Source organism: Flagellimonas sp. S3867 (genome assembly GCF_014698935.1).
GTDB lineage: Bacteria > Bacteroidota > Bacteroidia > Flavobacteriales > Flavobacteriaceae > Flagellimonas.
Map to the genome: position 1 here is coordinate 223412 of NZ_JACVMN010000002.1, position 22946 is coordinate 246357.

Genomic DNA, 22946 nt, shown 5'->3' on the forward strand with positions numbered 1-22946 from the left:
TGCAATATTATCAATACGTTAAAATTTATTTAATACTTTTGCCAAATTAATAACCAATAAAATAACTAACATGTTTTCAAAATCTAATTTATTGGCCACATTGGCCGGCGGTGCTACCATGTTTCTTTTGGGATATTTGATTTGGGGTGTTGCCACTGTTGATTTTTTCGCTGAACATTCTCTTGTAAATGCGATGAAAGAGGTTCCTAATATGGGGCTTATCGTGGTAGGTAATCTTGTGCAGGCTTTTGCATTGAGTACTTTATATAGTAAATGGGCAAGAGGGCATCATTCCATGGGCCAAGGATTTCAATTTGGCGCATGGGTTGGAGTTTTTGTAGGTGTTGGAATGGGGCTCATATGGTATGCCACTTCCAACTGGATGGATTTTACCGGACATACCGTTGAAGCCATTATTGACATCATTTATTATGGTATTGCTGGTGCTGTTATTGCACTTGTTTACCAAAAAACAGCAACTAAAGAGGGGTAAAGTAAACTAACCGACCCTAAACCATAGGTGGACTGCTACGCGGTCCACCTTTTTTATTCTACAACTTTAAATATGTACGACTCCAAAGGTTGCAGGGTTATATCAATACTTCCTTGGCCATTCTTTATGGATAGGGTTTCATTTGCCTTCATATAAAGTTCTTCCTCCAGTGTATAACTTCCTTCCTTAAGTTTCCATTTCTCAACGACATTTTTTGGAACTTTTAAATCAAAAGCATACGAATTGGCATCATCAAAGTTTGACACAATGATCAACTTTTCATTTTCAGACCAACGAACATAGGACAGTACTTTATGATTGTAATTTTCAGTATGGTCTTTGTTGAAAAAATGAATTTCTTGGTATTCGCCCATAAGGGCATCACTGGAAATTGTGAAGTTCAAAAGTCGTTTATAAAAATCCCTTAAGCTTTTCTCACCTTCGGACAATTGACCCCCATCAAAGTTTTTATTGTTCATCCAACGTTGATGGTGTGGTACTCCAATATAATCGAAAATGGAAGTTCGGGTCGGTTTTCCAAATCCAGCATCTTCAGCTCCAGGTTCGCCAACTTCCTGTCCAAAATATATCATGGTCGGTGATGTGCTAATGGTTGCCGACACCACCATGGCCGGCTTGCCAAGTTCCGCTTTTCCGGCAAAATCAAGACTTGCAATTCGTTGTTCATCATGGTTTTCGAGAAAGTGCAGCATGTGGTGCTCAATATCGGCCATTCCTTTTTGCACTACAGGAATATGATCAGTCCATCCGTAGCCTTTCATAATATGTTTAATACTGTCGTACAGCTCCACCTTGTCGTAGAGATAGTCCATTTTCCCTTTTTGGATATATTCTCGATATAACTTTGGATTGTACACCTCTGCCAACAAAAAAGCTTCCGGGTTTTTCATTTTTATATTGGAATTGAGATAGCTCCAAAACTCAACCGGAACCATTTCTGCCATATCAAACCTAAAACCATCCACCCCAAAATCGAGCCAATAGAGAGCAATGTCCCTAAACTTAATCCAAGAGTCCGGCACAGTCTTTCCTTCCCAAAAAGTAAAATGTGCATTGTAATCTTCCTTGTCAAAACCTTCTGGTAGCTGATCAAAATCTTCAGTTCCATCCGGCCTTACTCCGTAATTAACTTTTACGGTTTCATACCAATCGTTGAAATGGGGTTGTGCCAGCCTAGAACCATTTCCTGTCCATTTAGCAGGCACTTCATCAAATTTTCCATCAGAAACACGGTGTGCTTCCCCTCCCAAAGGCATATATCCGTTTTGCCATTTGGGCACTCTGAATTGCGAATTGGGGATATAGTAAAAATTATTGTTCACATCATATTCCACCAAGGTGTTATCATTGGCACCAAAATCGGATACCCCTTCGGGGTTGGTCAACCCTTTATAGCTTCGAGCAACATGATTGGGAACTATATCAATCAGAGCTTTCATTCCCGCATTATGTGTTCGGTCTATAAGTTCTTTGAATTCTTCCAATCTTTTGGCAGGATCAAGTGCCAAATCTGGGTTTACGTTATAATAATCCTTGACAGCATACGGTGATCCGGCACGACCTTTGACCACATCGGGGTCGTCATTGGAAATACCATATGCCGAATAATCATTGATCAATGCATGGTGCGGAACTCCAGTATACCAAATATGAGTTACGCCCAGGTTCTTGATTTCCTGTAAAGCTTTTTCATTGAAATCGGCAAACTTACCCACGCCATTTTCCTGAATGGTACCCCAGGGTTTATTGGTTATGTTTGTATTTCCAAAAAGTCTTGTAAAAACCTGATAAACAACGGCTTTCTTTTTCATTGTAGGTTGAACTGGGTTTTTATCGGTTTTTTGTTGGCATGAAAGTGCAACTCCAAGTGCTAAAAAGCTAATGCTGTAGAGCATTTTTTTCATGCTTTAACTATTTTTCCTGGAATTAATGTAACTGGCTTGTTGTTCACTTGAATTGTAAGCTCTTTATCTCCAGATATCTCAAAATTCACTTCTTGACCAGAAACTGTAATGGTCACAATTTGATTTCTGAAATTGATTTTAAAGGAATAGGATTCCCACTGTTTTGGTATTTGGGGTGTAAAGCAAAGCTGGTCATTTTTCACCCGCATTCCACCAAACCCTTCCACAATACTCATCCAGGTTCCGGCCATTGAGGTAATGTGCAACCCTTCTTCCACCTCCTTGTTATAGTCGTCCAAATCTAAACGGGATGTTCTCAAATAAAAGGTATAGGCCTGTTCCATTCTGCCCAACATTGCGGCCTGAATACTATGCACGCATGGAGATAGTGATGATTCATGTACTGTGAAAGGCTCATAAAAGTCGAAATGTTTCTCCAGTTCTTCAATCGTAAAATCATTTTCGAAGAAATAAAACCCTTGCAGCACATCGGCCTGTTTTATATATGGGGAACGTAATATTCTGTCCCAACTCCATTTTTGATTTATAGGGCGCTCTGATTTATCAAGATCATTGACTTTAATCAGCACTTTGTCCAAAAAGCCATCTTGTTGTAGATATACGCCTTGTTTTTCAGCATAAGGAAAATACATATTGCCCATAATTTTTGACCACTCGTCCGTCTCCGACTCTGTCAATTTTGTTTTGGACCATATGCGTTTATAATCTTCAGGGTATTTTTCTTTGACCACATTTAGCTGCTCTGAGGTATACTCCAGGCACCACTTGGTCATATAGTTGGTGTACCAGTTGTTATTGACATTGTTTTCATACTCATTTGGGCCTGTTACTCCCAGCATGACATATTTGTTTTTGTCTTCCGAATAATTTACTCTTTGGTTCCAAAATCTGGCAATCCCAATAAGGACCTCCAACCCCATTTTAGGGATATAACTATAATCTCCGGTGAACCTATAATAGTTGTAGATAGCAAATGCAATGGCCCCGTTGCGATGGATTTCTTCAAAGGTGATTTCCCATTCGTTATGACACTCTTCTCCATTCATGGTGACCATGGGGTACAGCGCCGCTCCATTGGAAAAACCAAGTTTTTCGGCATTTTCAATAGCCTTTTCCAAATGATTATAGCGATATTCCAATAAGTTCCAAGCCACTTCTTGATTTTTTGTGGCCATATAAAAGGGCAAACAGTACGCCTCGGTGTCCCAGTAGGTGCTACCTCCATATTTTTCTCCTGTAAACCCTTTTGGTCCAATATTAAGGCGGGAATCTTTACCCAAATAGGTTTGATTAAGTTGAAAAATGTTGAACCTGATACCTTGCTGGGCTTTTACGTCGCCTGCGATCGCAATATCACTCATCTCCCATATTTTGGCCCAGGTATCTTTTTGTTTTTGAAGCAAGTGGTCAAATCCGATCTCGGTGGTTTGTTTTAAAACGTTTTTTGCCGCATTCACCAATTCGGATTCTTGGTGGTTTCTTGAAACGGTATATCCTCCGAATTTGACCAATGAAATTTTAGAGCCTTTTGCGAGCTGTGTTTCAAACTCAAGCGAAACATAGGTTTCTGTTTGCTTTCCGGATTTGGGTTTCAATGCGTTGCCCAAATATTCCACATCTGCATGCATATAAGTGCAAGTGGCAAAATTGGTCTTCATGGTATGCGCCTCTATAAAAGCACTATTTCCTTCTTGCTGTACCGCAGTGGTATTCCAGAATTTGTCATCCCAATTGGTATCCTCATTGGTGATTCCGCTATCTAGGTATGGCACCAGTCGTATCTTGACATCGGAGTTTAGTAGCTCAATTTCCATTTTAATGGCACCAACTTCATCGAGGTCCAAGCTTAAAAATCTGGTGATAGTTGCTGATAGTTCAATTCCGTTAGGTAGTGTAGCAACGAAACTCCTTTGGTACCAGCCTTCTTTCATATTAAGCTCGCGCTTAAAATTTGAAACCTTGGTGCAGGTATTCAAATCCAATGGCTCGTTGTCAACAAAAACATCGATCCCTATCCAGTTAGGGGCGTTCAACACCTTAGCAAAGTATTCGGGATAGCCGTTTTTCCACCAGCCAACTCTTGTCTTGTCGGGGTAATATACTCCTGCAATGTAGCTTCCTTGAAATGTTCCTCCGGAATATTGCTCTTCAAAATTGGCACGTTGCCCCATGGCTCCGTTACCAATACTGAATAGACTTTCTGAGGATTTGACCTTCTCTGGGTCAAAATTATCTTCGATAATGGACCAAGGGTCCACCTTTATATAATCCTGGTTCATTAGTTAGTTATAGTGAGAGTTAGTAAACAATCGTATTCACCTTTGAAAGGCCATCAGCTTAATTGATTGTGGAATTCCTTATTACCAATGTAGGTTCCAAAATTTTTGTTTGGAAAGATTCCTCTTCTTCTTCGCTTTCAACTTTATCTATGAGCATTTGGGCAGAAATCTCTCCCATTTTCTCGCCATGTTGGGCAACCACAGTTAAACTAGGGTTGGCATATCTGGACAACTTGCCGTCGGTAAATCCGATGAACGATATATCATTTGGTATGTCGAGTCCCTTTTCCTGTACCAACCGCATGCTGTAAACCGTAAAAATTTCATTTACACAGAGCACAGCGTCAACTTCATTGGTGTCAAAAAACTGTTGGATTCGTTCTTCGTCCATTTCCATGGTCGATAATTTGAGTATCCTAGATTCATTGATATCAACATCGCTCTCTTGCAGGGCTTTACGGTATCCTTGGGTGCGAGCTTTGCTAACACTAAGATAATCGTCGGTTGTAATCAAAGCTATTTTTCTTCTTCCTTGATCTATCAGTTTTTTGGTGGCCATATAAGCACCCAATTGGTCATCGATGACCACCTTATCGCAATCAATCTCATTGGTGATGCGGTCAAACAAAACAACCGGAATTCCTTGTTCGGTGACCTCCTTTAAATGGTTGTAGTCTCCTTTTTGTTGTGTTTCGGAAGAAAGCGACATAATGAATCCATCTATACTTCCATTAGCCAACATTTCCATGTTGATGACTTCTTTATCAAAAGACTCTTCTGAAAGACATACGATAACATTATATCCATGTGCATTTGCATATTTTTCTATACCTCGAATCACAGTAGTGAAAAAGTGATGCACAATTGCCGGAATTACAACCCCAATATTCTTTGTCCTCTTGTTCTTAAGGCTAATGGCAATATTGTTCGGCTTGTAGTTGTACAATTTGGCAAAAGCCTGCACTTTTTCCTTTGTATCCCTGCTTATTTCCTCACTATTCTTAAGTGCTTTGGAAACCGTGGAAATCGAAACTTCCAATTCTCTTGCAATATCTTTTAAAGTGATTTTAGCTTTCAATAATGTTCTAGGTTTTGACTGTACAATTTAGCGCTAAATTTTGAAATAATTTGTTTCGTTATGCAACAATACATTTTTGACTTCATGTTTTAACAAAAGGTTAAAAAAATGAAACGAAATCCGTTCCAATAGTTATATCACCACAAAAAATAAAAATAGTATATTAGCTCAAAAATTTACATTTTTCTTTATTTTCCCATGCCACCGTTGTGATTTGAACAAAATAATTCCTTAAATTTTGTCAAACTTTCACAGAGACTAAAGTTATTAACACGAAACCGTTTTCGTTTGATGCTATTATACTGTTGGATTTCTAATAATACTTTTTTTGCATATGTTTAACACTTGAATTAAAATTAACTAAACTTAAAATTAATTATTTATGAAGATTACGCTACTTAAAAGCCTGATGTTGCTTGGGGCATTTATATGCTTCAGTGCGGCCAAGGCACAGACGGTATCAGGTACTGTTTCTGATGCTAATGGTCCATTGCCGGGAGCTAGTGTCTTGGTAAAGGGCACAACAAATGGTACCCAATCGGATTTTGATGGTAATTACTCACTGAACGATGTTGACAATGGTTCAGTTTTGGTCTTCAGTTATATTGGTTTCAGTACTCAGGAAATCTCTTATAACGGACAGGCGACCATCAATGTAACGCTACAGGAAGATGCCCAAGCGTTGGATGAAGTTGTTATCATTGGTTATGGTTCAACAACGGTCAAAGATGCTACAGGATCTGTAACAGCAGTTACAGCAAAAGACTTCAACGGAGGTGTTATTGCTTCTCCAGAACAGTTGATCCAAGGTAAAACTGCTGGTGTTAACATTTCTCAAACCAGTGGTGAGCCAGGTGCCGGAATCTCCGTAAATATTAGAGGTTCCAATTCTGTACGTGCGAACAACAATCCATTATTTGTAGTAGATGGTATTCCATTATCTGGAGCGCCAACTTCTCCTTCTGGAGATTCAGGTAATGGCGCTACTACGGTTAGAAACCCATTAAACTTCTTGAATCCAGCCGATATTGAAAGTATCAGTATCCTTAAAGATGCTTCTGCAACGGCTATTTACGGTTCTCGTGGTGCCAACGGTGTTGTTATCATTACTACTAAAAGTGGTAAAGGAAGTGTCGGAAGCACTATTGAATTCTCTTCCAGTTTAAGTATTTCAACCCCAGCAAACGATTATGATCTATTAGATCGTGACGAGTTTTTGGCAGGTGTTACCCAATTTGGAGGTAATGCAGCCGCTGTGGATTTCGGAGGAGTCACTGATTGGCAAAAAGTAGTTACACGTACTGTAGCTTCTCACAATCAAAACCTTTCATATTCCAATAATTACGGACAAGGAAACTTAAGAGCAACTTTTGGATACACTAAAACGCTCGGTATTGTTGAAAACACGGATCTGGAAAGAATAACAGGTAGAATCAATGCAGTGCATAGATTCCTTGATGATGATTTAACACTTAATCTTCAGGTATCTATTTCCAGGGTTAATGATGGTACAGCTCCTTTGAGTGGTGGTTCCGGTTTCCGTGGTGACCTTTTAGGTGCTTCGTATTCTGCAAATCCAACATGGCCAAATGATCCAACCTTTACCGATGGTGGAACACAATTGTTGCCAGCAAACTTTTTAGAAAACTCTTTGCTAGAGACCAAAACAAACAGATTATTGGTTAACGGTTCGGCAGAATACAAGTTTACCGACGAACTTAAAGGTAAAGTTAACATTGGTTATGACAAATCAAACGGTCAAAACTTTTCAGCGGTTTCTGGCAATATTTTAAACCTTGCTGGGATAGAAGGACAAGGTTTTGGTGTATTTAACACCTTGGTAAATGAAAACAGGCTTTTGGAAGCGACTCTAAACTATAAGAAAGAGTTTGAAAATTCTAATCTAGATGTTTTATTAGGTTACTCTTATCAAGATTTTGGTACTTCAGGTATAAATTCTGCGGGTAGAGGTTTTGATACTACGAACCTTGAGACAATGAGTAATGACCTGGTTTCAACAGTTAAAGATGCAGGTGGTTCAATTAATGGTTCGTTCCAACAGTTCTATTATGGAACCAACACCACTGACCTTATTGTAAACAGACTTTTCCCTACAGTTACACCTGGTGATGCTATACCATTTGCTTTTACAAAAAGAGTTCAAGCTTTGGTTGCCGATACATTCGACAATACTGATGAACTTCAGTCATTCTTCGCTAGAGTAAATTATTCCATAGCTGGAAAATATCTTTTCACTGGTACAGTTAGAGCAGATGGTTCTTCAAGGTTTGGTCCTGAAAATCAGTACGGATATTTCCCTTCAGGAGCTTTCGCTTGGCAAATTGGTGAAGAAGATTTCATCGGAGATGCAGTTTCAACACTTAAGCTTCGTTTAAGTGCTGGTATCACTGGTAACCAAGATGGTCTTGGTTTTGGTGCATTCGTAGCAAGACAACGATTTGATGGTTTAGGTCTTAACAATGACCTTACGGTTAACCAAAATGGTTTGGCAATTGTTGCCACCGATGTTCCTGATTTGAAATGGGAGCCAACCTTGAACATAAACTTTGGTCTTGACTTTGGTTTCAATGATGACCGCTTTAGTGGTAGCTTGGATGTTTATCGCAGTGAAACTACAGATGTTTTACTTCAAACTCCTCCAGCAGCACCTGCTGTTGACCCATTCCAGTTTGGTAATCAGGATGCAGCTATTATCAACAGAGGTATAGAATTGGCATTTTCGTATGATTTCATACAATCAGAAAACGTTAATTTCTCTTCTTCTTTTAATATTGCTTATAACGAAAATGAGATACAAGATTTTGCAAGTGCTGTAAACACCGGTGCAATTAACGGTCAAGGTCTTTCTGGAGCTTTCTCTCAGCGATTTGAAGCTGGTCAGTCCCTTTTCGCATATTATATGGCAATTTTTGAAGGATTCGATGGAGATGGTTTCCCAATCTATGCTGATTTGGACGGAAATGGCGTAGGTGATCCTATTGCAGACAGAACTTTCGTAGGAGAAGATGCCCTTCCCGACGTTACAACTGGTTTATCCTTAAACCTTAATATAAACAACTGGGATTTCTCTACTTATTTTGCAGGTCAGTTTGGTTTCTCTGTGTATAACAATACGCAAAACGGTTTCTTCACGGCAGGTTCTATTAACAACGCAAGAAACGTTACTCCAGATGTACTTACAAGTGGTGAGTCTGGTGGTGCTTCTGCTGATCCATCCACAAGATTCTTGGAAAAAGGTGATTTTGTGAGATTACAGAACGCAACCATAGGTTATAATGTTCCTCTTAGTGGTGACGGAACTTTTAAATCCCTAAGGCTTTCCCTTACAGGACAAAATTTGTTCCTTATTACAGATTATAGCGGTTTAGATCCAGAAATTACCGTAAACACTGGTGATTTAGGTTCAGGTATTCCTTCCAGAGGTATTGACTGGTCTGGATTCCCTAACCCAAGAACGGTTACTTTCGGAATTAACGCCTCATTCTAAACAAAAAAATTGAAAATCATGAAAAGAAGAATTGTAAAACTTTATATACTTTCAGCCATAACCTTGGCCGGGGTATATTCTTGTACCAATCTGGAAATTGAAGAATCTGATTCCATAATCAGTGACGGTTTCCAGGGTATTGCCGATCCCAGTTCAGCTGTGGAAGGCTTATTCAACACTGTTGCTGGTCAATATAGCGATCAAGCCAATAGATTTGCTTTGAACGAAGTTACTACAGATGCCTTTTTAGTACCAACTAGAGGTACTGACTGGGGTGATAACGGACGTTGGAGAAATCTGCACACACACGATTGGACCACTGAAGCAGCAGATATCATTGGCCCATTCAATAACTGGAACGCCAATCAGCTTGTTGCTTCACAGATTTTAGATTCAAGAAGTAATGCAAGTGGACAAAACATCGGGGATGCTAGCTTTTTGAGAGCCTACTCTATGTGGAACATCCTTGATTTGTTCGGACAAATTCCGTTTAGAGATACTGCGCTTTCATCCACAGCATTACCTGAGGTTTTAACAGGTCAAGCAGCTGTAGATTTTATTATAGCAGATCTTGATCAGGCGATTTCCAATCTTCCTGATGTTACAGCGGGCAACGTTGAAAACAATGCGGCCAGTAAAGCAGCGGCAAGATTTTTAAAAGCAAAAGTGCTTTTGAACAAGCACATCTACCTAGGTGGTTCGGCAGACTCTGCAGATATGAACGAGGTAATTTCCTTGGTCGATGCAATAGCAGCTCAAGGTTATGGATTGGAAGCTGGATACTTTGACATTTTCCGAGATAGTGCGGACAACGAGACTATTTGGGCATTGGCATCTGGTGTTGGTAACCGAATTTTTAATGGTTTACATTACAACTCTACCTCTTTAGGTGGTGGTGGTTGGAACGGTTTCAGTACGCTAGCCGAATACTATGATTTGTTTGAAGGAGACCCTAACAATAACAGGTTGGATGCCAGTGGAGCTCCACTTGATGGACAAGAAGAGCGAAGAGGTGGTGTGCCTCCAGGTGGAACTACTTTCTCAAGTGCTGACCAAACAACCGATGATGGAGGTTTTGAAGCCGGTTCCAATGTTGGAAATGGTTTCCTTATAGGACAGCAGTATGCACTCGATGGTACCGCATTAGAAGATAGAGCTGGTGGTCCTTTGGCATTTTCCCGTGAATTCGTTGATGGAAATGGAGGTAATAGTCTTATCAACAACAGCGAAGTCACAGGTATCCGTGTTATTAAATATGCTCCTAGATTTGGTGAATTCCGTTCACATCAACCAGTATTCAGATATTCTGATGCCCACTTGATGAAGGCCGAAGCTCAAATGAGAAGTGGTGGAGACGCTACTGCTCTAGTAAATGAGTTAAGAGCCATTCGTGGTGTAGCTCCTTTTGGATCTGTTAGCGAACAACAATTATTGAATGAAAGAGGACGTGAGCTATTTGGTGAAACATGGAGAAGAAATGATATGATTCGTTTCGGACAATATACCAGAGATTGGGAGTTTAAATCTGCTGATAAAGTTGGAGATGCAACTCGTCAGTTGTTCCCAATTCCAGCTGCTCAACTTTTGGCTAATCCAAATTTGGTACAGAACCCAGGTTACTAAAAATTTCTCTGAGCATGCTCAGAAGAGAATAGCGATAATTGAAAAAGGCTGCCGTTTGGCAGCCTTTTTTATTTGTTTTCTCAAAACTTATAACTTCTTTTTCTGTCCAGTTGACAGTTAGTGTTTATCGTCTATAAACCTTGTCCAAACCACAACCTTCAAAATAACTACAACAAATAATACCACTGGGAGAACAAAACAAGTCCACAGTCAAATTCAGCATACTTGAATCCCAACTGTATAACAAAATGTCAAATATCTCTTTTCAATAAGGCACAAGAAAAAGGCATCCCAAAAAAGAAAGGAATGCCTTAATGAAAATGTTTTTTTATTACTTATCTAATTGGCAAAATAGATATATATACCGATCACTATTACACAAATAAGAAGCCCGACCTGCTTTACATGTTTGTAGGGCTCAATATCTACCTGTTTGGTATAGGTTTGTTCGTATGCCTCTGGCCTTGGCTTTATTTTACCAATAATTAGCATAATCACCGCATTCAAAATGAACAAAATGGCCATTACATGCAAAAAATGAGGGTAATTATCCTCGCCAAAAACAAATGGTTTTAATATGAACTGACTCAATATATACAATGCCGATCCACCTATTATACCAATCTTGGCTGCCAATGCGGGCACACGCTTGGTTAAATACCCTACAATGATAATGGTCAAAATAGGAATGCTATAGATTCCATTTACCTCCTGTAAGTAAGCAAAAAGGCTTCCCGCATTTGCAATTAAGGGTGCAATGAACATCGCCGCAAACGCCAAAACAATTCCAAAAGCTTTTCCATATTTTACCACCGTCTTTTCATCAGCCTCTTTGTTAATATGTTCCTTGTAGATATCAATACCAAACAAGGTAACAGAACTGTTCAACACACTATTGAAAGAACTCAGAATTGCACCAAACAATACGGCTGCAAAAAATCCTATCAAGTAATCAGGTAATACTTTATTGACCAAAGCCGGATAAGCCTGATCAGGGACTTCCAAGCTCCCTTGGAACATATGATAGGCTATAATACCAGGTAACACTACAATCAATGGCCCCAAAATTTTAATAAATGACCCCAACAATAATCCCTTTTGACCTTCCTTTAGATTTTTAGCTCCTAATGCACGTTGTATGATCTGTTGATTGGTACCCCAATAAAAAAGCTGCACCAACATCATTCCGGTAAAAATGGTTGAGAAGGGTACAGAGGCATCAGACCCACCAATCGAGTTGAATTTTTCAGGATTCTCTTCAAAAAGCACATCTATTCCCGAAAACAAACTTCCATCGCCAATGGCAATTAATCCAAAAACAGGAATTAGAATACCTCCAAGCAAAAGTCCAATCGCGTTAATACTATCAGACACGGCAACAGCCTTCAAACCGCCAAAAACAGCATATATGGACCCAATAATACCAATCCCCCAAATACACAGAATCAAAGCCGTTTTTTCTGAAACCCCAAGCATACCCGAGATATCAAACATGGTGCTGATCGCCAAAGATCCCGAATAAAGAATGATTGGTAAAAGCACTATAACATAACCTGTTAAAAACAATATAGAAGTAATGGTTTTGGTCGATGTATCATACCGATCCTGTAAAAACTGGGGGACCGTGGTCAAACCACTTTTTAAATATCTGGGCAGTAAAAATACCGCCGTGACCACCATGGCAATAGCTGCCAATGTTTCCCAGGCCATTACCAATATTCCTTCGGAATAGGCTTGACCATTTAATCCCACTATTTGTTCTGTTGACAAGTTGGTCAAAAGCAAAGAACCGGCAATGACCCCGGCCGTTAAACTTCTTCCTCCCAAAAAATAACCGTCCGATGATTTTTCATTTGTGCTTCGTGTTGCCAAATACGCGATGACCCCAACTAATATGGTAAAGCCCAAAAAAGAAAGTACTCCTATCATAATTAATTTGTGTTTGGTTGTGACCTTTAAATATAGTTCGATTATTTTGTAAATATGCCAGATTCCTTCAAAAATAGCATCCATTTCATCATAATCACAACTCACTATTTTTTACACGTTAAACATCACAAATAACCTTTATACTTCTCCTAAGTTTACTTATATTGTACGCCTATTTATGAGAAGTATGAAAAGGAAGGTGATTGCGGTTTTTGTACTCCTTTTTTCCACTATTTCATGTCAAAACAAAGTGGAAAAACAGTTCAAAAAACTGGCCTTCGAACATACCGCAATCGATTTCGTCAATCAACTTTCTGAAACTCCCGAATTAAATATTCTCACCTATTTGTACTATTACAACGGAGCAGGTGTTGTTGCCGGTGATTTTAACAACGATAGTCTTGTAGATTTATATTTCACAGGGAATCAAGTATCCGATGAACTCTATTTGAACAAAGGGGGATTCACTTTTCAAAAAGTTACCAAAGAAGCTCAAATTGAAAATGGAGACGGGTGGACAACTGGCGCTACGCATGTGGACATAAATAATGATGGCCTTCTTGATTTATATGTATGTAAAGTGGGTAATTACAAACATTTGGATGACGCAAATCGCTTGTACATTAATCAAGGTGTGAATGACGAAGGTGTTCCAACTTTTAAAGAAGATGCCAAATCTTATGGGTTGGATTTTTCAGGATTTTCTACTCACTCAGCATTTTTTGATTTTGATTTAGACGGAGACCTTGACATGTACCTTATGAATCATTCCGTTTATCCCAACAGAACCTATGGAAAAGGTAATCAGCGTAAGAAATTGGACAGGCTATCCGGTGACATTTTGTTTCGAAACGATGATGGAAAATTTGTTGATATAAGTGCAGAGGCTGGAATATATCAAGGCAAAAGCGGGTACGGATTAGGGCTCTCGGTTAGTGATGTAAACAACGACGGATTTCCAGATATTTATGTAGGCAACGACTTCTTCGAAAACGATTACCTCTATATAAATAGGCAAGATGGAACTTTTCAAGAGATGATTTCGAATCCTGAAAACAAATTGGGCCATACCACCCACTATTCCATGGGAAATGATATTGCCGATGTGAACAATGATGGATTAATGGATATTATTTCTTTGGACATGCTCCCAGAAAATTTAGAAACCTACAAAACCTCTGGGCTCGAATATGGCTTTCCTATTTACCAGCAATATTTAAAAAATGGGTTCGCTCCGCAATACATGCAAAACACTTTACACCTAAATCTCGATGGAGAAAATTTCGCTGAAATAGGAAATTTAAGTGGTCTATCGGCAACTGAATGGTCTTGGGGTGCCCTATTGGCCGATTTTGATAATGATGGCAAAAAAGATGTTTTTGTATCCAACGGAATCAAAGGTGCCACAAACGATATGGATTTTATCAGTTTTATTTCCAACGACAATATCCAAAGAAGGATAGAACAAGGAATGTCAGTTTCTGATATGCCCTTGATTGAAGAAATTCCTGAAAAAAAGATTGCCAACTACATCTTTAAAAATAATGGCGACCTAACATTTTCAGATGTGACCGATAAATGGCTCGATAAGGAAACATCGTTCAGTAATGGTAGTATTTATGCCGACCTGGACAACGATGGTGATTTGGATATTGTGGTAAACAATGTAGATCAGATGGCCTATGTAATGGAAAATACCGGCACTGAAAACAATAGCCTTGCTATTGAATTCAAGGGTAACCCACAAAACAATTTCGGAATCGGGGCGAAAGTGCTTTCTTTTTCAAAATCGCAAAGCCTGTCTCAGGAGAATTTTAATTCAAAAGGTTATTTGTCTGCCGTTTCGCCAATTATGCACTTGGGCTTAGGGAAAGATTCAATTCTAGATTCCCTTAAAATTATTTGGCCGGGAGGAGCATTTGAAACCCTTCATAATGTTGCAACGTCCGGTAGGATCAAAGTCAACCAAAATAATGCCTCATCCAATTACTATCATAACAAAAAAGAAAATGGGCAGTCAAAGTTTTCAAAACTGGATTCGTTGGTCAACTTTGTTCATGACGAACGAGCATCATTGGATTTTGACCGCGAACCGTTGGTCCCCTTTGCCAATTCCAATGAAGGACCCGACATTTCGGTTGCCGACGTGAATAATGATGGTCTGGATGATTTTTTGATCAGCGGAGCCAAAACCCAAAGCTCTGAGTTGTATGTTCAAGAAGAAGACGGTCAATTTCATTTGCAACAAGTAGAACTTTTTCAAGAAAGTGCAGCGAATGAGGACACATCCCATCTATTTTTTAATGCAAATGGGGATCCTTTCCAAGATCTAATTGTGGTTAGTGGAGGCAATGAATTTAAAAGCGGAAAACCATTACAACCGCGATTATACCTGAACCACAACGGTGTTTTTAAACTTGCTGAAAACCAGTTCGATGGAATTGAGGTCAATGCTTCCAAGGTATTGCCAATAGATTTTGATCAAGATGGTGATCAAGATGTAATAATTGTGTCCGATCAGGTCCCCGGTCAATATGGAAAAACACCAGCGCAATATTTGTTCAGCAACGACGGCAAAGGAAATTTTGCAGAACGCACCCAAGAAATTATCCCCGAATTGTCACTTTTCGGAAATATAAAAGATGCGGTGTCCATCGATATCGATGCCAATGGATATGAAGATCTGATTGTTGTGGGTCACTGGATGTCGGTGTCTATATTCTTAAATGATGGTAACCAGTTTAAGCTTCAAAAAAATAATGGCCTGCAAAACACCGAAGGGTGGTGGAATACCGTAGAATTAGCCGACATGGACAAAGACGGAGATTTGGACCTAGTTTGTGGTAATTGGGGCCACAACAGTAAATTTAAGGCTTCCCAAGAACACCCGATTACACTCTATTTAGCTGATTTTGATGACAATGGTTCCGAAGAGCCTGTGATCACTCATTATCACAAAAACACAGAAACTCCTTTTGCATCTAAAGATGAACTTGCAAAACAAATGCCTTTCTTAAACAAAAACTATCTATCCTACAAAGATTTTGCCGCCGCATCCGTTCAAGATTTGTTCGGTAAGGTGAAGTTGGACATGGCAGCAAAGAAATCCGTAGTAGAACTGGGAAGCGTATTTTTTGAGAACAATGGACATGGAAACTTTACCAAAAGAGAGTTGCCTAAAATGGCCCAAGCGTCGCCCATTTACGACTTTGAAACGGATGATTTGAATGAAGACGGTTATCTGGATTTGTTAATTGTAGGGAATAATTATGAAATAAGCACCCAGTTGGGTAGATTGGACGCTTTTCATGGACTAATTTTACAAAACGACACAACCGGGGGTTTTAACCTGGTGAAAAATGATGGTTTCCACGTTTTTGGAGCCATTAGAACTTTGAAAAAAATTACTATAGCCGGCAAGCCGTCTTACGTTGCCGGACGCAATAACGATTCACCTATTTTTTTGGTCAAAAATCAATGAAGAAATGAGAACACCTATTTTGAAGATATTTTGTTTGTTGTTACTACTAGGCTCGTGCAACTCAAAAGAAAAGGAAACAGATTCCAATGAAAAATCAGAGACCCTGTTTACCCTTATGCCATCGGCACAAACAGGGGTTGATTTTGTGAACAAGGTCGAAAATCAGAAGAATTTCAACATTTTCAAGTATAGAAATTTTTATAATGGCGGCGGTGTTGCCATTGGCGACATTAATAACGATGGGTTGCCAGATATTTATCTAACGGGCAATATGGAACCCAATAAACTGTATGTGAACAAGGGCAATCTTCAATTCGACGATATTTCTGAAAAAGCAGGAGTTACGGGAAATAAGCCCTGGTCCACCGGAGTGGTTATGGTAGATGTAAATGCAGACGGTCTTTTGGATATTTATGTAAGCAATGCAGGGAATTTAGAAGGCAACAATCATGACAATGATCTCTATATCAATAATGGAGATTTGACCTTTACAGAAAAAGCCAGTGAATATAATCTGGCTGAAACTGGTTTTTCTACCCATGCCTCTTTTTTCGATTATGATAAAGATGGAGATTTAGATGCCTATATTCTCAATAACAGCAACATTCCCGTCAGCAGCTTGGGCTATGCAGAGCAGCGTGAAGTAAGGGCTCAAGATTGGGAGGGTGTACCTCATATTTTCAGAGGTGTTGGCGATATGCTCTTGAGAAACGACAATGGCAAATATGTAGATGTAAGCGAAGAAGCCGGAATTTATGGAAGCCTGATTGGATTCGGTTTAGGGGTTTTGGTCACCGACATCAACAAAGATTTATATCCTGATATTTACGTATCCAACGATTTCTATGAAAGAGACTACCTCTACATCAACAATCAAGATGGTACATTTAGAGAAGAAATAAAGGATTATACCCAACATTTGAGCCTTTCCGCAATGGGAATCGATATTGCAGATATCAATAACGATGGTCATAACGACATTTTTATCACTGATATGCTTCCCGAGCCCGATCAAAGGGTAAAATCGGTTATGGAATTTGAAGGATATAACATCTATGAGTTAAAACGAAGCAAAGATTTCTACCAACAGTACATTCAAAATACCCTACAACTTAACAATGGGAATGGTTCATTCTCAGAAGTAGCTTATTACAGCGGTGTTGATGCAACCGATTGGAGTTGGGCAGGTCTACTTTTTGATATGGACAACGACGGACTCCGTGATATTTTTATCACCAATGGAATCAACCATGATCTAACCGATTTGGACTTTGTTGACTTTTTTGCCAATGAAATTATCCAAAAAATGGCACTTACAGGTCGTAAAGAATCCATTGACTCCATCATCAATAAAATGCCCATAAAACCACAGCCCAATTATGCATATAGGAACAAAGGAGATATCACCTTTGACAAGGCAAATAAAGATTGGGGTTTTGACCTTCCTACAAGATCTAATGGGGCAGCATATGGTGATCTTGACAACGATGGAGATTTAGATTTGGTAATCAACAACGTAAATACCGAAACCTTTATCTACCGAAATAATACCAACGAGCAGAAAAATCACAACTATATTCAACTAAAGTTGGAAGGTGAGGGTTCCAATCCATTTGCAGTGGGCACCACGGCATTCCTATATTATGATGATCATATCGTAAACCAAGAGTTGATTCCATCCAGAGGGTTCCAATCTTCCATGGATTACACCATGACCATTGGATTAGGTGAAGCCAAAAAGATTGACTCCGTAAGAATCCTTTGGCCCAATGACAAAACCCAAAAACTTACGAATGTTGAAGCCAATCAGGTATTGACTTTCAAGCAATCAGATGCGACAGAAGGCTATGTTTTGGCAAATGAAGAAACAAAAAAGACCTTAATCCGAGAGTTGCAAAATAATGCACTGACCTCACATAAGGAAAATACGTATAGTGACTTCGATTATGAAGGCCTCATTTACAAGAAAACCTCTCAAGAAGGTCCTTCCTTGGCCATAGGCGACATCAATGGAGATGGAAACGAAGATATTTTTGTCGGTGGAGCCTCAGGTCAGTCCGCAGTAATTTATACACATCAGGGACTGGGGAAATTATCCAAAACAACACAAAGAGCACTGCAAGAAGACAGTACATATGAAGATACGGCGGCAGCTTTCTTTGATGCGGATGGCGACGGGGATTTGGACCTTATTGTTGGCTCAGGTGGCAACGAAGTTGGTAAGGAACGTACATACCGACCAAGATTATATTTGAACAATGGGTCTGGTAACTTTCAAAAATCCGATCAAACACTACCTTCTGCTTTCAAGAACATTTCCACCATATCCACCAGCGACTTTGATGCTGATGGAGATATCGATGTTTTTATCGGCTCAAGAAGCATTGTTGGGGTATATGGGCTGGATCCGAATCACCTGTTTTTGGAAAATCAAGGTAATGGTGAATTTACCAATGTAACGGAAAGATTAGGTTACGACCTAAAAGATGCCGGTATGGTCACTAACTCCCTTTGGATTGATATTGATGGAGACAAAAAAGAGGATCTCATAACAGTTTCAGAATGGGGCACACCCAAAATATACAAGAATTCTGGTCGGCGAATTTCCAAAGTAAAATCATCCCTTGACAGCCTTCACGGTTGGTGGAATACTGTCGAGGCTGCAGATTTGGATAATGATGGAGACTATGATCTAGTATTGGGCAACCAAGGAGAAAATCTTCATTACACTCCAAAAAAAGAGAACCCAATGAAAATGTGGATCAACGATTTCGATGATAACGGAACCATTGAACAGATTGTCACCCAAAACTATGATGGAGGTGATTATCCAATCCACCAGAAAAAAGAATTGACCGAGCAATTGGTATCTCTGAAAAAACAAAACCTAAAAGCTTCGGATTATGCCAAAAGGACCATTCACGAACTTTTTTCAAAAGAAATAATCGACCGCTCCATTGTTAAAGAGGTCTCTTACTCAGGATCTCTAATTGCTATAAATGAAGGAGAGGGCAAATTTAAAATCAAAAGACTTCCAAGTCGTGTTCAGCTTTCTTGTATTTGCGGAATTACCTGTACCGATATTAATAATGATGGGAACTTGGACTTGATAATGGCCGGTAATAATTTTGAATTCAAACCTCAGTTTTCCCGATTGGACGCAGGCTATGGTAATGTGCTTCTGGGCGATGGCAAATTGGGCTTTGATTGGCAGAGTTTTGATGAAAGTGGATTCTTGATTCGAGATGAAGTAAAACATCTTAAACAGTTCAAGGATCAAAACGGCAAAAGATATTTGGTAGCAGCGATTAATGATGAAAAACCTAAGATTTTTGCGTTGGATGAATAAATTTGCAGGTCTTTTAATTGCTTTTATTTTGGTGTTGGGTTGCAAACAGGGCGGTTCCCTGTTCGAAAATCCATCGCCAAATAAAACCGGCATCACATTCGAAAACACGATTATAGAGTCCGATGAGCTCAATATTTTGGACTATCTCTACTTTTATAACGGTGGAGGGGTTGCCGTAGGTGACGTTAATGGAGATGAGCTCCCCGATATTTTCTTCTCGGGCAATCAAGTAAAGAATAAATTGTACCTCAACAAGGGAGACCTCAAATTTGAAGATATATCAACATCCGCAGGAGTTGAAGGCAATAGTACTTGGAACACCGGGGCTGTAATGGCCGATGTTAACGGCGATGGATTACTTGATATTTATGTCTGTGCCGTAGTGGGCATTAATGGGTTCAATGGGCACAACGAGCTTTATATTAATAATGGTCCTTCAAGTGATAACTCAGAGGTCACCTTTACCGAAAGTTCTGTTGATTATGGACTGGATTTTGATTCTTACAGTTCTTCCGCAGCTTTTTTGGACTATGACCTTGATGGTGATTTGGATCTATACCTTCTCAACCATGCCGTGCATACCCAAGATTCTTATGGAAAGGCTGACCTTCGCCATAAAAGAAGCTATGAGACCGGAGACAAGCTATTGCGAAATGACAACGGAAAATTTATCGAAGTAAGTGAAGAAGCTGGCATTTTTGGCGGCATAAATGGTTATGGTCTTGGGGTTGCGGTTTCTGATTTCAATCAAGATGGCTATCCTGATATTTATGTTGGGAATGATTTTCATGAAGATGATTATTACTATCTGAACAATGGTGATGGCACTTTTAGTGAAAGGCTAAAACAGCATTTTGGCCACAGTAGTAGATTTTCCATGGGCAATGATGTGGCAGACATCAACCATGATGGACTTCCGGACATGATTTCTTTGGACATGCTTCCAGAAGATGAAATTCCATTGAAATCCTCTGAAGGTGATGACAATGTCCAAACCCAAAAGCTCCGAATTGAGCAATATGGTTACCATTATCAATTCACGCGTAATATGCTCTATGTGAATCAAGAAGATGGAAATTATATGGAGACCGCTCTAATGAGTGGTGTTGCCGCTACAGATTGGAGTTGGAGTGCCCTTTTTGCTGATTATGATCAGGATGGCGAACAAGATATCTTCGTCTCCAACGGAATCCCTAAACGTCCAAACGATCTGGATTTCATCAACTTTTTATCCAGCGATCAAATACAAAGTAAGGTCAACAACACTAAATTGGTAGACCAAGATGCACTGAATATGATGCCTACGGGAGCAACACACAATTATGTGTTCAAGGGCCAACCAAATTTGGCATTTGAGGACATGTCATCAAAATGGATTTCTAAAGACACCTTAATATCTGGGGCCACAGCACTTGGAGATTTTGATAATGATGGGGATATCGATGTTGTCACATCCAATTTAAATAGCACCGCATCCCTTTACATTAACAAGACCAATGGAAAATCCAACTACCTCAAAATTAGATTTGACTATGTCAACCCCAACAAAATTGGAATAGGCTCAAAAGTATACGCCTACGCAAACGGGAAATTACAATTCAAAGAATTGTATATGAGCAGAGGTTTTCAGGCCTCCAGCGAACCTATCATCCACTTTGGTTTTGGATCTGCTGAAAAGCTGGATTCTTTAAAAGTGATTTGGCCAAACAGCACCTATCAGGTCATCAAGGATATCACTACCAATCAAACCTTGACAATTTCACCGGAAAACACCAAACCTTTCGATTATGGCTCTTTAAAGGCCAAAAATCCAACAATTTTCAATAAAGTGGATAATGCATTAGGAATTGATTTTGTGCACAAGGAAGACAACTATATCGATTTTAACCGAGAGAAATTGATCCCATACAAAGCCTCTGATCGTGGTCCTGCTCTGGCCATTGGAGATTTAAATAACGATGGGAAAGAAGATGTTTTTCTTGGGGGGTCCAAATTTGTTCCATCACGGGTTTTTGTTCAACAAGATTCCACCTTCGTTTTGGCGAATATACCGGAGATTGTTCAAGACTCAATTAAAGAAACCGTGAGTGCCGCAATTTTTGATTTTAACGGAGATCAAAAAAATGATTTAATTACTGGAAACGGAGGGGCCGATTTCTTTGGACAATCCAGGCCTTTGCTTGACAATTATTATATCCAAAACGACACAACATACGTTAAGAGCAAGCTCCCCGAATATTTTCAAAATGCCAGCGTGATCAAACCTTGCGATTATGATCAAGATGGTGATATGGACATTTTTATTGGAAACCATATGGTCACCACCAAGTTCGGAGAATCACCGACCTCTTATTTGCTGAATAATGAACAAGGAACATTTTCAATTGTCGATGAATTTGCAGCGAGTCTTGCCGGAATGGTTACCGATGCCATTTGGCATGATTTTGATTCGGATGGCATCAAAGACCTTATAGTGATCGGGGAATGGATGTCGCCAAAATTTTATAAAAATACCAACGGAAGTTTTACCGAAGCCATATCGATGGATTTAAACGGATTATGGCAAACCATAGAACCCTTCGATATAGATCAAGATGGTGACGATGATTATTTGCTGGGCAATTGGGGACAGAATTCAAAATTTACAGCCTCAAAACAGGATCCTTTAAAAATGTACTTTTCCGATTTTGACGATAATGGGAGCACGGAAACTATTATAGTAGTAAACAAGAATGGAAAAGAATATCCCATTCACGATTTGGACGATCTGGCCTCCCAAATGGTATCCTTGAGAAAAAAATTCAATAGTTATACATCATTTGCCGGTAAGGAAATCAAGGAAATTTTGGATGCTGAAACCATCAAAAATGCAGAAGTATTGTCAGTAACTGAACTTCGTTCAGGTTATTTAAAAAATGAAGGTGGTACCTTTGAATTTATACCCTTTTCTTTTGAACTGCAGGTTTCGCCCATAATGGATTTTCTGGCATACGACTTTGACAATGATGGTAGCGTAGAAGTATTGGCAGGCGGCAACTATTTTGGAGTAAAGCCATATCACGGAAGATTTGACAGCTTCCCTGGAGCATTGATTAAAAATGAAAATAATGTAATTTTGGGCAATCGCCTAGGACTAGATTTCAGTCAGAAGTCAATACGTCATCTGGCCATTCTTCCTTTTAAGGATAATAGGTACCTACTTGCCATATTTAATAATGAAAAAGCCCAACTATATCAAATCAACAAATAAAATAAATTGG

The 22946-nt window shown here is 39.4% G+C and carries 10 protein-coding genes; 6 read left to right on the forward strand and 4 right to left on the reverse strand.

Annotated features, from left to right (window positions below):
- The first annotated feature begins 70 nt into the window (after positions 1-70).
- A complete protein-coding gene (locus IAG46_RS08725) occupies positions 71-493 on the forward strand; it encodes a hypothetical protein (RefSeq protein WP_190809971.1) in 423 nt (140 codons plus the stop codon).
- Between the two features lie 53 nt (positions 494-546).
- Here IAG46_RS08725 and IAG46_RS08730 read toward each other — a convergent pair whose 3' ends face one another.
- Genes IAG46_RS08730 through IAG46_RS08740 form a run of 3 tightly spaced genes read right to left on the reverse strand, consistent with a single transcriptional unit; the run spans position 547 to position 5796 of the window.
- Positions 547-2418, reverse strand: a complete 1872-nt coding sequence (locus tag IAG46_RS08730) for an alpha-amylase family glycosyl hydrolase (protein WP_190809972.1) — start codon at positions 2416-2418, stop codon at positions 547-549.
- Positions 2415-4718 (reverse strand): glycoside hydrolase family 65 protein, encoded by a 2304-nt coding sequence (locus tag IAG46_RS08735; protein WP_190809973.1) that lies wholly within the window; start codon positions 4716-4718, stop codon positions 2415-2417. The genes IAG46_RS08730 and IAG46_RS08735 overlap by 4 nt, the downstream gene beginning before the upstream one ends.
- 58 nt (positions 4719-4776) lie before the next feature.
- The gene (locus tag IAG46_RS08740; RefSeq protein ID WP_190809974.1) at positions 4777-5796 is read right to left on the reverse strand and encodes a LacI family DNA-binding transcriptional regulator; all 1020 of its coding nucleotides are present in this window, start codon (positions 5794-5796) and stop codon (positions 4777-4779) included.
- 382 nt (positions 5797-6178) lie between these two features.
- On the opposite strand from IAG46_RS08740, the gene IAG46_RS08745 reads away from it, so the two are divergent.
- Positions 6179-9304 carry a SusC/RagA family TonB-linked outer membrane protein gene (locus tag IAG46_RS08745; protein WP_190809975.1) on the forward strand — a complete coding sequence of 1042 codons (3126 nt, stop codon included), beginning with the start codon at positions 6179-6181 and terminating at the stop codon, positions 9302-9304.
- 18 nt (positions 9305-9322) lie between these two features.
- On the forward strand, positions 9323-10927 hold the full coding sequence (locus IAG46_RS08750; protein ID WP_190809976.1) for a RagB/SusD family nutrient uptake outer membrane protein: 1605 nt from the start codon (positions 9323-9325) through the stop codon (positions 10925-10927).
- A 339-nt stretch (positions 10928-11266) separates the two neighbouring features.
- On the opposite strand, the gene IAG46_RS08755 is transcribed toward IAG46_RS08750, so the two are convergent.
- Complete coding sequence (locus tag IAG46_RS08755) at positions 11267-12856, reverse strand: solute:sodium symporter family transporter (RefSeq protein ID WP_190809977.1); 1590 nt, start codon at positions 12854-12856, stop codon at positions 11267-11269.
- Positions 12857-13043: 187 nt separating this feature from the next.
- Between IAG46_RS08755 and IAG46_RS08760 the strand changes: the two genes are divergently transcribed.
- The 3 genes from IAG46_RS08760 to IAG46_RS08770 are packed head-to-tail and all read left to right on the forward strand — an operon-like array spanning position 13044 to position 22936.
- The gene (locus tag IAG46_RS08760) at positions 13044-16337 is read left to right on the forward strand and encodes a VCBS repeat-containing protein (RefSeq protein WP_223826637.1); all 3294 of its coding nucleotides are present in this window, start codon (positions 13044-13046) and stop codon (positions 16335-16337) included.
- Between the two features lie 4 nt (positions 16338-16341).
- Positions 16342-19686 (forward strand): VCBS repeat-containing protein, encoded by a 3345-nt coding sequence (locus IAG46_RS08765; RefSeq protein ID WP_190809979.1) that lies wholly within the window; start codon positions 16342-16344, stop codon positions 19684-19686.
- Positions 19679-22936, forward strand: a complete 3258-nt coding sequence (locus IAG46_RS08770) for a VCBS repeat-containing protein (protein WP_190809980.1) — start codon at positions 19679-19681, stop codon at positions 22934-22936. The genes IAG46_RS08765 and IAG46_RS08770 overlap by 8 nt, the downstream gene beginning before the upstream one ends.
- Positions 22937-22946 lie beyond the last annotated feature (10 nt).